Consider the following 13,472-nt stretch of genomic DNA (forward strand, 5'->3'; position numbering starts at 1 on the left):
ACATGACAGAATTGCTTAAAGGAATTGCAGCATCTGACGGTGTTGCCGTTGCTAAAGCATATCTACTTGTACAACCGGATTTGTCCTTTGAAACTGTTACAGTTGAAGACACAAACGTAGAAGAAGCTCGTTTGGACGAGGCACTTGCTGCTTCTCAAAACGAGCTTTCTCTTATCCGTGAGAAAGCAGTAGGTAGCTTGGGCGAAGAAGCGGCAGCAGTATTTGATGCCCACTTGATGGTTCTCGCTGACCCAGAAATGGTTGGTCAGATTAAAGAAACGATCCGTGCTAAAAAGACAAATGCTGAAACAGGTCTAAAAGAAGTGACGGACATGTTTATCACGCTCTTTGAAGGTATGGATGACAACCCATACATGCAAGAGCGTGCTGCAGATATTCGTGACGTTGCTAAGCGTGTCTTGGCGAACCTCTTAGGGGTTAACCTTCCTAACCCAGCAGCGATCTCTGAAGAATCTATCGTTATCGCACACGATTTGACACCTTCTGATACAGCTCAGTTAGATAAAAACTTTGTTAAAGCCTTCGTTACCAATATCGGTGGACGTACCAGTCATTCTGCCATTATGGCACGTACCCTTGAAATTGCAGCGGTCCTTGGGACCAACAACATCACAGATCGTGTGAAATCTGGCGATATCTTGGCAGTAAACGGGATTACTGGTGAAGTTATCATCAATCCAACAGATGAGCAAATCGCAGAATTCAAAACAGCTGGCGAAGCTTATGCTAAACAAAAAGCTGAGTGGGCACTTCTTAAAGATGCTCAAACAGTAACAGCTGATGGCAAACACTTTGAGTTGGCTGCTAATATCGGTACACCAAAAGACGTTGAAGGTGTTAACGACAATGGAGCAGAAGCAGTTGGCCTTTACCGTACAGAGTTCCTCTATATGGATTCGCAAGACTTCCCAACAGAAGACGAACAGTACGAAGCTTATAAAGCTGTACTTGAAGGCATGAATGGCAAACCAGTTGTGGTTCGTACCATGGATATCGGTGGTGACAAAGAATTGCCATACTTCGATTTACCAGACGAAATGAACCCATTCCTTGGTTTCCGTGCCCTTCGTATCTCTATCTCTGAGACTGGTGATGCCATGTTCCGTACACAGATTCGTGCACTCTTGCGTGCGTCTGTTCATGGTCATTTGCGTATCATGTTCCCTATGGTTGCCCTTTTGAAAGAATTCCGTGCGGCTAAGGCAGTCTTTGATGAAGAAAAAGCAAATCTTTTAGCAGAAGGTGTTGCAGTAGCTGATGATATCCAAGTCGGTATCATGATCGAAATCCCTGCAGCAGCAATGTTAGCAGACCAATTTGCGAAAGAAGTAGATTTCTTCTCAATCGGTACAAACGACTTGATCCAATATACCATGGCTGCAGACCGTATGAACGAACAAGTATCATACCTCTACCAACCGTATAACCCATCCATCCTTCGCTTGATTGACAATGTCATCAAAGCAGCTCACGCTGAAGGCAAATGGGCAGGTATGTGTGGTGAGATGGCTGGTGACCAACAAGCTGTTCCCCTTCTTGTCGGCATGGGCTTGGATGAGTTCTCTATGTCAGCAACATCTGTTCTTCGGACACGTAGCTTGATGAAGACCTTGGATTCTAAAAAAATGGAAGAGTACGCTCATCGTGCTTTGACAGAGTGTTCAACAGCTGAAGAGGTTATCGCTCTTCAAGCAGAATACGTTAACTAAAAATATTTTTAAAAGACTGAGACATTGTTCTGACTCCTTTCCTTAATGGGGAATCTGTCAGAAAAGTGAATTCGTTGTCCCTCGGCCTTTAGGCCAATAAATGATCAATCACAAACCCTTCACTAGAATAATCTATCTAGTAAGGGCTTGTGGCTGATTTTTTATTTGGTTGGTCATGATGACGTCATCCTGTTCGCTTGGTCGACTCTGTTCTTTTGCAGTGACGGAGGATTGTGAGTCCTTATCAAATGAGGGTTTAACATGAAAAATCCCTAGAAAAATGGTATAATCAAATGATTATACTCTCAGCAGGTTTAAGTAGTGACAATCGTTTCTCTAGAAAGGGCCTTATGCAACACGTTTTTATCATTGGAAGCCGAGGATTGCCAGCCACATACGGTGGCTTTGAAACCTTTGTAGACCAACTCGTTTCCAACCAGCAAAGTAACCAAATAAAATACCATGTTGCCTGCCTTTCAGATGAGGAAAATCACCAGCATTTTGACTATAAAGGGGCAGATTGTTATACTATCAAAGCGCCTAAACTTGGTCCTGCCAGAGTGATTGTTTATGACATGCTGGCCATTTGCTATGGTCTCAAACTGGTCAAAGAGCAGCAGATGGACCGTCCGATTTTTTATATTTTGGGTAATACCATCGGTGGCTTTATCAAGCCCTTTGCTAAACAAATCCAGAGGGCAGGCGGTCTCTTTTTCATCAATCCTGATGGATTAGAATGGAAGCGAGCCAAGTGGTCCAAATCCGTTCAATCCTACCTTAAGTATGCCGAAAAGGCTATGACAAAATCTGCTGATTTGGTGGTTGCTGATAATGCAGGCATTGAAAACTGTATAAAGGAATCCTACCCATGGTCCAAGACGACCATGATTGCCTATGGCACCGACCTGACACCCTCACCCTTGACAGGTCAAGACAGGCAAGTACGAGCTTTCTATGAGAAATGGCAGACTGCTGAGCAGGGCTATTACTTGATTTTAGGGCGATTTGTTCCTGAAAACAATTATGAAGTTAGCCTGCGCCAGTTCATGGCCTCACAGACCAAACGGAAGCTCTTAATCATAGCAAATCATGAGGGGAATCCTTATTTTGAGGAGCTCAAAGCTGTCACAGGGTTTGATCAGGATGACCGTATTCATTTTGTCGGCACGGTTTACGATCAGGGCTTGCTTAAGTATATCCGTGAGCAGGCCTTTGCCTACATTCATGGCCACGAGGTTGGTGGGACGAACCCTGGCCTTCTTGAAGCACTGTCCCATACCAATTTGAACTTGGTCTTAGATGTTTCCTTTAATCGGCAGGTGGCTCTCGACACAGCCCTCTACTGGTCTAAGGACGGTGACAGTTTGTCGGCTTTGATTGATCAGGTTGATCAGGGAGGAAGCTACCATAACTTAGGTCATAAAGCAAAGGTTCACATGCAGAGAAATTACACTTGGGAGAAAATTGTCTCCGCTTATGAGGAGTTATTCTTATCATGAATGTCATGATTCTCATGGCCACCTATAATGGTGAGCAGTTTTTAAAAGAGCAGATCGAAAGCATCCGCAGGCAAAGCTTCAAGGACTGGACGCTAGTGATACGAGATGATGGGTCAACGGATCAGACGCGTCATATCATAGCAGAGTACGAAAAGAGAGATCCACGGATACGTTTGTTCAATCCAGATCGCTTTGAAAACCTGGGGGTTATCAAAAGTTTTTTCACCTTGTTAAAGGCTGAAAAAGCAGATTATTACTTTTTTAGTGACCAAGACGATGTTTGGCTGGAAGATAAACTCGCCAAACAATTAGAGGTAGCTAGCACTTATCCTCAGGATAAACCTTTACTAGTCTATACAGACCTGAAAGTGGTCGATCAACAGTTGATCGTTATGCACGAGAGCATGATTCGCACTCAGTCACACCATGCCAATACCAGTTTACGCCAAGAACTGACCGAAAACACGGTCACAGGTGGGACCATGATGATCAATCATGCCCTCGCAGACTTATGGACGGATGCAGAAGACCTCCTCATGCACGATTGGTATTTGGCCCTCTTAGCGTCAGCTTTCGGCCATCTGGTCTATCTGGATTGTCCAACAGAACTTTATCGACAACACGCCTCAAATGTTCTTGGGGCACGCACCTGGCGAAAACGGATGAAGAACTGGCTACGCCCTTCCTTGCTCTTTCAAAAATATTGGACCTTGATCAAGGACTCCCAAAAGCAGTCTAAAAAGCTCTTAGACCTTCCTTTAAAGGCTCAAGATCGTTCTATGGTAGATGCCTTTGTTTACATCATGGATAAACCCATTCTTGAGAGAATCAAAATCTTGAAGGAATTCAATTTGGGCAAGAATCGTGCCTTTCATACCTTTGTTTTTCGAAGCCTTATTATTACAAAATTTGCTTACAGGAGAGATGAATGAATATACTAGTTAAAGAAAATAGAATACTTCTTAAAGAGATGATTAAAACAGATTTTAAATTACGCTATCAAGGTAGCTTGATTGGGCACCTGTGGTCTATATTAAAACCTATGATGCTTTTTACGATAATGTATTTTGTATTTATTCGTTTTTTAAGAATCGATGATGGTACTCCTCATACCGCAATTGGCGTTCTTTTTTCGTTAGTAACATGGAATTTTTTTTCAGAAGCTACTAATATGGGAATGTTGTCTATTGTTAATAGAGGTGATTTATTAAGAAAATTAAACTTCCCTAAAGAAATTGTAGTTATTTCATCTACTGCAAGTGCCGGAATTAACTATGGAATTAACTTACTTGTAGTTATTGCCTTTGCATTGATTAATGGAATTCAATTTAGTAATAAATTTTTGATTCTAATTCCATTGTTTATTGAGCTTGTTTTTTTAGCAACAGGGATTGCTTTTATTCTTTCTAGTTTATTTGTAAAATATAGGGATATTGGACCCATCTGGGAAGTTATCATGCAGGCAGGAATGTATGGTACACCAGTTATTTATTCAATTACATATATATTACAAAATGGTCATAATGAAATTGCTAAATTACTGATGCTTAATCCCTTGGCTCAAATTGTTCAAGATATTCGACATTTTATAGTTTTTTCAGGGAATCCTCGCGGTTGGGACCTCATTAATAATAAAATGATTGCAATTATACCTTATATTATACCTATTTTAATATTTGTTATAGGACTATTTATTTTTAGAAAAAATGCCAAAAAATTTGCGGAGATTCTCTGATGAAAAAAAATATTGCAGTAGAAGTTGAACATGTGTCAAAGTATTTTAAATTACCAACTGAAAGTACACAAAGCTTAAGAACGGCACTAGTTAATCGTTTTAAAGGAATAAGAGGATATAAAGAACAACATGTTCTTAAAGATATTAGCTTTGAAGTTGAAGAAGGAGATTTTTTTGGTATAGTAGGTCGAAATGGCTCTGGTAAGTCTACCTTGCTCAAAATAATCTCTCAAATCTATGAGCCTGAAAAAGGTTCTGTGACTGTCAATGGTAAAATGGTTTCCTTTATCGAGTTGGGGGTCGGCTTTAACCCTGAGCTAACAGGGCGAGAAAATGTCTATCTCAACGGTGCCATGCTAGGTTTTACCACCCAGGAAATCGACGCCATGTATGATGACATCGTTGACTTTGCCGAGCTCCATGACTTTATGAACCAAAAACTTAAGAATTATTCCAGTGGGATGCAGGTCCGCTTGGCTTTTTCGGTTGCTATTAAGGCTCAGGGAGATATTTTAATCCTTGATGAGGTTCTAGCCGTTGGAGATGAAGCCTTTCAACGCAAGTGTAACGATTACTTCATGGATCGGAAAAATTCTGGTAAAACAACTATTCTTGTTACTCACGATATGAGTGCTGTAAAAAAATATTGTAATCGAGCTTTACTAATTGAAAATGGAGTAGTGAAAGCTTATGGGGAACCATTTGATGTAGCAGGGCAATATCAGTTAGACAACACAAAGGATATTTCAGCTAATAATGAGTCTTTAGAAATTGAAAAAAAATCTGAAAGCAGAATTAAAGGACTTAGAGCAAGATTGCAAGCTGATAAAGTTTATAAACCAAATGAAACTATTATTTTTGATATTATATATGAACAAATGATTGATGAAGAAACATATTTAGCATTTACATTTTTCGATTTAGATAGTGGACAACCTCTATATAATGATAATTCAATGTACATTATTACTTCAGAGATTGGAGAAAAGAAATTTAGATACGAGTGTAAGCTAGACTACTTTAATAGTGTTAAGCTTCGTATGGTTGTTGTAGTAAAGAATCGAGATTCTGAAATTTTAGCTGTTACTCCTTTAGAAGAATCCCCGATAGTTTCTATTATTAGAGAGGTAGATCAAAATGATTTATCCGAGTTAGATTCAGCTGATGGGATTCTCAGAAGACAGGGTAAGTTCTTTTTGCAAAAAACTGAGGAAATGTATGAATAGACTGTTAATATATGTACATTACAATAAATATAATGAGTTAAGTGGACATGTTTTTTTTCAAATAAGTAAAATATCGCAGTTATTTGAAAAAATAATTTTCATTAGTAACAGTTTTTTAGATGAGAGTTATCAAAATGCTTTAAAAAATGAGTATAATGTTTCAACAATAATTTTAAGAGAAAATATTGGATATGATTTTGCTGGATGGAGGGATGGGATCCAATTATTAGAAAGGTCAGAATTTTTAAATTTTGATTCAGTTACATTGATGAATGATACTTGTTTTGGCCCTTTATGGGATTTAGAAAAATATTATATTGAATTCGAGAGTGACGAATTTGTTGATTTTTGGGGCATGACTAATCACTCTGAGATTAATAATGGTATCAAAATAATTCCAGAACATTTACAGTCGTATTTTATGGTATTCCATAAGTCAGTAATAAGTTCTCAGATATTTATCAGTTTTTTCGAAAATGTTAAAAATTTTAATAATGTACAAGATGTTATTGATAATTATGAAGTTCAATTTACAAATATTTTAAAATCTCATGGCTTTACCTACAAATCCGTACTAAATACGTTAACTATTCATAATAATAACAATAAACTAAATTTTTCATTAGATCATCCCAAAATTCTAATTGATTATAATGTTCCTTTTATAAAAGTGAAATTATTTGAATTGCATCAGTACATAGCACCCGCAATAATGGAATACATAAATGTTAAAACAAAATATCCAGTATCTCTAATTATAGATCACTTATCTCAAATTTATTATCCTGATTCACCATATAAACTAAGCCGAAAGTATATAAAAGAAAAACAGCTACCTTTACAGCTTAAAGATAAAATAATTTTACATATTCATATAGATAATGTTGATGCATCAGATATTTTAATGAATGAACTTTCAAAGAATATTTTTTCATTTGATATACTTTTTACTGTTGATGATGAAAATATGAAGAGTATTCTTTCTAAAAATATATTTAAATATAAAATTAATGCCGAGATTTTAGTTCTTGAGAAGAATACATTTGGCCTGCAACCTTTATTTCAAGTTAAAGAGATCCTTAGAAAATATGACTATATTGGGTATTTAAATACTTATGTATTTCCCACGGAAGACCATTTTACTGGATATACTTGGTTAATCGAATTAATTCAGATGATGATTTCTCAGGCTAACTCAATAATTTCAACTTTAATAAATGAAAAACAAGTTGGAATTATTATCCCAGATATTCCTACGGTGTTTCGTTATAGAAAATTGATTGATGCTGATATGGAGCAAGAATTAGTATTTGAACTTACTCAATTATGGAATGAACTTGGAATGAAAAAAAATATTGAATTTTCTGAGTTTGATACGTTTGTTATGAGTTATGGAGGTTCTTTTTGGTGTTCAAAACAAATGTTTGAGAAACTTAGTGAACTTCCAATTAGCCAATTAATTTCTAAAAATTATTCTTTCAATAATAAAATTAAGAGTATTATTGAGCGTTTACCTATATATATTGCTTGGGATAATGATTTGGATTTTAGAATTGTAAAAAATCCAAAAGAGATAACACCATTCATAGATAATAAAGTATTAAATAAAAAATTAGAGTATCGAGAGGTTATCGTTACTAAAGAAGTTGAAGTTATTAAGGAAATAGAAGTAATAAAGGAAGTAGACAAACCAGTATACCCAGATTTTTTCATAGATATGTCTGGCGTAGATAGTTTGACCGCTTTTAAATACATAATATTGGTCCCTTGGTATGCGACTAAATTTATTTTAAAGTGGAATCTTATAAGAATACAGAGAAAACTTAGAGGAAATTAAATGAAAAATAATTTGATTATGAAGGCTATTAAGACATTACAACAAGAAGGTGGACATGCACTTATTAGGAAAGTCAAAACATATATTAAGCAAGATCAACAGATTCAAAAATCTAATTTTGTAAAAATTGAACTTGATAAGTTGCCAGTAATGCCTCAGTTAGAGGATATTGTAAAAGCGGATTATCTCAATTATCCATATAAAAAACCAAGTAAATTAAACAAAAAAAAATTAGACATAGCTTGGGTATCTCCACCAATTGGGGTTGGTGGAGGGGGCCATACTACGATTGCACGATTTGTCAGATACTTACAAGAACAGGGGCATAGTATAACCTTTTATGTATATGACAACAACACAATAGATCAATCTATCCATGAAATCAGAAGTATATTATCAACAAGTTATGGGATTGATGTTAAGGTTTCAAGCTTATCAGACTTTGCAAATCATGATTGTGTGTTTGCTACTAGTTGGGAAACTGCTTACGCAGTCTTTACCTTAAGAAGCGAAAAACTTCATAAATTTTATTTTGTCCAAGATTTTGAGCCATTATTCTATGGTGTAGGATCTCGCTATAAATTAGCGGAGACGACATATAAGTTTGGATTTTATGGTATTACAGCTGGAAAGTGGTTAAAACAAAAAGTCTCAGAATATGGTATGGACGCAGATTACTTTGATTTTGGTGCAGAAGTTGAAATTTATCGACCAGATAAACGAGTAAGTAAGAAAAAGCAAATAGCTTTTTATGCACGAGCTCACACAGAACGTAGGGGATTTGAAATTGGTGTTATGGCACTGAAAATGTTTAAAGAAAAACATCCAGATTATGACATCATCTTCTTTGGTCAAGAAATGAGGGATTATAATATTCCTTTTGATTTTATTGATAAAGGAATATTGAGTAAAAAAGAGTTAGCAAAAGTATATCATGACAGTATAGCCTGTTTAGTACTTTCTTTGACTAATGTTTCACTTCTACCGTTAGAATTACTGGTGTCAGGGTGCATCCCTATAATGAATGATGGTGAAAATAATACTTTAGTCCTTGAAAATACACCTCACATCGTATATACAGAAGCATATCCAGTTCATTTGGCGAATGAATTGAGTAAGGCCGTTATGCGTCATAATGTAAACGAATACGCTGAGGAAATGTCTAGTTTTTATGAAGGGATTTCTTGGGAAAAAAGTTATCAAAAGGTTGAAGAGATTATTTTGAGAGAGGTCACAAATGGATAGAAAGTTAAAAGCTACTGTCTTTATTCCTGTTTACAATGGGGAAAATGATCATCTACAGGAAACTCTAGAGGCACTATATGGTCAAAAAACAGATTTTAACTGGGATGTTTTAATAACAGATTCGGGGTCAAAAGATAATTCAGTTGTCATTATTAAAGGCTTTGCTGAAAAGTACGGAAATCTAAAACTTTTAGAAATTCCTAAGGAAGAGTATTCTCATGGGGGGACACGCCAGATGGCAGCGGAGATATCTCAAGGAGAGTACATGGTTTATCTAACTCAAGATGCTGTTCCATATAATGAAAACTGGCTAACTGAAATTCTTTCACCTTTTTCAATAAATTCAAATATTGCTGGAGTAGTAGCTAAACAAAAGCCGAGATTAAATTGTTTTCCAGCAATGAAATACGACATTCAAGCAGTTTTTAATGAGCAAGGTGTAGACGATGCTATTACACTTTGGACGAGAAATGATACTGATTTGATTGGTAAATATACAAAGGAATCTTTTTATAGCGATGTTTGTTCAGCGGCACCACGTCAGTTTCTAGTAGATAAAATTGGTTATCGTCCAGTAAAGTATTCTGAAGATTATGAGTATGGTAAAGATATTTTGGATGCAGGTTATATTAAGGCATATACTTCAAAAAGCATTGTAGAGCATTCTAACGATATTTTATTAAGAGAATATAGAGCTAGAATTTTTGATGAAACTTATAATATTAGATTAAATAGTGGCCAAACTCAAATAGTTTCATTAAGAACAGTTTTCAACCAAACATTTAAAAGTGCTGTGAAAGACAGTTTTAAAATTATCAAAGATTCAGATTATTCATGGAAACGAAAATGCTATTGGTTGGTTATAAATCCTCTATTTCATTTTGAGAAATGGATGGGACTAAAACAAGCAAATAGTATAAAACTAAATGAGGATACTTCAAAATATTCGTTAGAACAACAGAGGTAAATAAAATTGACTTCTATTGTACTTTACTTAGGAATTTAATTTTATTTTTCAATCTTATAATTTAAAATGAACTAAGTATTACATATAATGTGAGAGTAACATAATTACTATGATAAGTTATAAAAGTAAAATTAAAATTAAAGAAATATTAAACCAAATAGTATTATTTACAAGTATATCAAACATAGGTTTGTCCATAGTACTGAATTATTTATTAGATTTTGATCTTATAGAGCAAAATATTGCAATCGAACAGTATGATTTCAAAATAATGATATTTCTTTCCGTAGTTGTTATAGTCAGTCATATAGCTATACATCTTGATAAAAAATTTCTTTGCAAATTGTGTATGTCCTACGTTGTTTATCTAATCGTATCTTATTCACTGTTATTTACTCAAAATCTTAATAATGAGACATTTTATATCTTTGATTATAAAAATAATAATTTTTTTGAAATTGGTAGTTTTTCACTAATATCAATTCTTATCACTATATCTTATTTAATAAGGTTTATTATTAAAAGAAATAATTATAATAACATAAATAATAAAAGTATTTTTAGAATAAATAAATCTAATTTAGTACTTTCTTTGGTTGTAGTTCTCATTGTTTTACACGACAGCAAATTGTTAGAAAAACTTTCTCTATCTTTAAATCTGTCAACAGTTCAAAATATTAATCAAGTGATTATTTCATTGGCCTACAAACTACCCATGATAATCTTTACATTGGTTTTAATTACGTATACATTTTGGAATGCTTTAATAGGTATCAAATATAATAAATCAACACTTTCTTTAGCTGTTGTTAGTAGTTTTCTTTTTGCTTTAATATTTAATTTTACTATTCAATATGGAATTAAAGTAGATTCTGATTATTTAGGTGAGTATATTTTTTCAGGAGCAACCCTTTTTCAAATAATATTATTAGTTTTGTTTTTCTTAATATTTTATTTTATTTTAAATAATTATTGGTTAAGCACTTTAATGATTATTTTTTTTGGAACTGCTATTACTTTGGCTAATGGTATCAAGTTTGCAATGAGAAGTGAGCCACTACTAATAACTGATTTTTCGATGATCAATCAACTTGATTTAATATTTAGTTTCTTAGATTCTAAAATTTTAATACTAACAGTTGTGTTGATTGTTTTTGTAACCGTAGCCTATTTTTTCTTAAAAAAGAGATATTTAAGAGGAAAGATTTTCAAGTCTTTAAAAATAAGATTTATATTAACTCTGTCTATTTTTAGTATCATCTGGAATATTTTCAATATTTTTTTAAATCAAGAAGGTGGAAGAATACATGATAATATTCCAGTATTATCAAGATTAAATAATGGTAAAAATATTGCTTTTGAAGGTCATGCCAGGAGTGCTCAATACCAATCCCTAATCTATGTATGGGTAAAACAACTTACTAAGCCAATTATGGAAAAACCAGATAACTATAGTCAGGAAAGCATTAAAAGAATTGTTGACAAATATAAACATAGGGCTATGGAAATAAATGAGAACAGAGATAGAAACATTGAGGATCAAACACTTATTTTTATTTTAAGTGAAAGTTTAGCAGATCCCTTGCGAATAGAAGGTGTAACATTGACAGAAGATGTTATGACTAATATTAAAGCAATACAGAAAGATACAACAAGTGGATTGATGAAATCAGATACTTATGGTGGGGGGACTGCTAATATAGAGATTCAAACCATACTTGGTTTACCATTCTATAATCTTTCGAATTCAATTGCAATTTATAATGTAGAAGTTATACCAAAAATGTCAATTCTCCCGTCAATCAGTGATCAGTATCTACCTAGAAATCGTGAGGTAATACATTTAGGAGGAACACAACTTTATTCTCGAGCAGATGTCTACAATCGTCTAGGTTTTCAAACATTCATTGCTGATGATTTAAATGCAACCCAACCTTTTGAAAATATCAAGTATGGTGGCTATCCTAGTGATGCCTCAACCTATAAAAATATACTAGAGAGTATTGATATTGGGGAGAGCCAGTTTTTCTCTGTAATTACTTATCAAAACCATATACCATTTACAATGGATGAACCTGCAAGTATCAGTGGCATAGGTGAAGGTTTTACTGAAATAGAGAACTCACGATTGACTAATTATGCCCGCCTTGTTTATGAGACAGATATTGTGACACAAGAATTCTTGGATAAACTTAAAGAGCTTGATAAAGAAATTACGGTTGTTTTTTATGGAGACCATTTGCCAGGAATTTATCCTCAATCAGCATTTGATAATAACCCTGAGAGCCAGTATTTAACAGATTATTTCATTTGGAGTAATAAAAAAAATCAAAAAAAAGAATATTCAATTTTAAATTCTAGTGATATGCCAGCTGCAGTATTTTCACATACTAATTCTAAAGTATCTCCGTACTACGCATTATTAACGGATGTATTAGAGAATGCAAGTGTAAATAAACAAGCATTAACAGATTCAGAACGGCAGATAGCTAATGACTTAAAAAATATTCAATATGATTTAACAGCAGGGAATTCATATTTAAAAAAATATGATGAGTTTTTTGCCATTGTTTTAAAATAATACTCATTCAACATCAAAATCTGAAAACACCCAATTTCTATGAACAATCGTTTTCAACACAGACCAATGCAGGCTCTGTATCGCCTCTTGTAGCTTATCAATGACATCATCAAGCGTCTTAAAGGCCTTATTCTTAAACCCTCTCTTACGTATCTCAGCCCAGACTTGCTCAATCGGATTCATCTCAGGCGTATAAGGTGGAATGAATGTAAAGCCAATGTTGGCAGGCTTCTCTAAGGTCCGTGATTTATGCCATACAGCGTTATCCATCACAAGTAAGATATAGTCATTCGGGTAGGCTTCAGATAATTGCTTGAGAAACGCATTCATCCAATCGGTATTACAACCCCCAGCAATGATGAAGAAAGATTCCCCTGTGTGGGCATAGCACCATAGCAGTATCGGTATTCTCGGATATAGTGGCTATGAACATGAGGACGCACTCCTTTTGGTGCTCACGCCTTCCCAAGTTTACTGATCCGTCCGAACCCTGCTTCATCTTGGTACAAAAAAGTCTTCTGGGGATGTACTGACCCCAAAAAGTTAGACAGGAAATATTAGTGAAAGGATTTAGTTCTGTACTGCACAGGGCTAAGTCCTTTTAGTTTAGTCTTAATGCGTTTGTTATTGTAGTAAAAAATGTAATCGGTGA

10 protein-coding genes and 1 pseudogene are annotated in these 13,472 nt (G+C 34.6%); 9 read left to right on the plus strand and 2 right to left on the minus strand.

Going from position 1 to position 13,472, the window contains the following annotated elements:
* The first annotated feature begins 2 nt into the window (after nt 1-2).
* From ptsP to ACVRYP_RS07820, 9 genes are all read left to right on the plus strand, one after another.
* Nucleotides 3-1,730, plus strand: coding sequence for a phosphoenolpyruvate--protein phosphotransferase (ptsP, locus tag ACVRYP_RS07780; protein ID WP_447468163.1), 1,728 nt, complete (start codon nt 3-5; stop codon nt 1,728-1,730).
* A 350-nt stretch (nt 1,731-2,080) separates the two neighbouring features.
* Nucleotides 2,081-3,229: a beta 1-4 rhamnosyltransferase Cps2T gene (gene cps2T, locus ACVRYP_RS07785; protein WP_447468164.1), complete on the plus strand. Its 1,149-nt coding sequence runs from the start codon at nt 2,081-2,083 to the stop codon at nt 3,227-3,229.
* Nucleotides 3,226-4,161: a glycosyltransferase family 2 protein gene (locus ACVRYP_RS07790; RefSeq protein ID WP_447468165.1), complete on the plus strand. Its 936-nt coding sequence runs from the start codon at nt 3,226-3,228 to the stop codon at nt 4,159-4,161. Before cps2T ends, ACVRYP_RS07790 begins: the two co-directional genes overlap by 4 nt.
* Nucleotides 4,158-4,964 carry an ABC transporter permease gene (locus ACVRYP_RS07795; protein ID WP_447468166.1) on the plus strand — a complete coding sequence of 269 codons (807 nt, stop codon included), beginning with the start codon at nt 4,158-4,160 and terminating at the stop codon, nt 4,962-4,964. Before ACVRYP_RS07790 ends, ACVRYP_RS07795 begins: the two co-directional genes overlap by 4 nt.
* Nucleotides 4,961-6,190, plus strand: coding sequence for an ABC transporter ATP-binding protein (locus tag ACVRYP_RS07800; RefSeq protein WP_447468176.1), 1,230 nt, complete (start codon nt 4,961-4,963; stop codon nt 6,188-6,190). The genes ACVRYP_RS07795 and ACVRYP_RS07800 overlap by 4 nt, the downstream gene beginning before the upstream one ends.
* The gene (locus tag ACVRYP_RS07805) at nt 6,183-8,027 is read left to right on the plus strand and encodes a rhamnan synthesis F family protein (protein WP_447468167.1); all 1,845 of its coding nucleotides are present in this window, start codon (nt 6,183-6,185) and stop codon (nt 8,025-8,027) included. Before ACVRYP_RS07800 ends, ACVRYP_RS07805 begins: the two co-directional genes overlap by 8 nt.
* A 12-nt stretch (nt 8,028-8,039) precedes the next feature.
* Nucleotides 8,040-9,272, plus strand: a complete 1,233-nt coding sequence (locus ACVRYP_RS07810; RefSeq protein WP_447468177.1) for a rhamnosyltransferase WsaF family glycosyltransferase — start codon at nt 8,040-8,042, stop codon at nt 9,270-9,272.
* Complete coding sequence (locus tag ACVRYP_RS07815; protein WP_447468168.1) at nt 9,265-10,239, plus strand: glycosyltransferase family A protein; 975 nt, start codon at nt 9,265-9,267, stop codon at nt 10,237-10,239. The genes ACVRYP_RS07810 and ACVRYP_RS07815 overlap by 8 nt, the downstream gene beginning before the upstream one ends.
* Nucleotides 10,240-10,348: 109 nt before the next feature.
* A complete protein-coding gene (locus ACVRYP_RS07820; RefSeq protein WP_447468169.1) occupies nt 10,349-12,820 on the plus strand; it encodes an LTA synthase family protein in 2,472 nt (823 codons plus the stop codon).
* A 3-nt stretch (nt 12,821-12,823) separates the two neighbouring features.
* On the opposite strand, the pseudogene ACVRYP_RS07825 reads toward ACVRYP_RS07820, so the two are convergent.
* A pseudogene (locus tag ACVRYP_RS07825) lies at nt 12,824-13,329 on the minus strand (IS630 family transposase); the annotation flags it as partial.
* Nucleotides 13,330-13,377: 48 nt separating this feature from the next.
* A partial coding sequence (locus ACVRYP_RS07830; protein WP_447467603.1) for an IS3 family transposase occupies nt 13,378-13,472 on the minus strand: 95 nt, incomplete at its 5' end.

The sequence above is a fragment of the Streptococcus rifensis genome, from assembly GCF_053203525.1.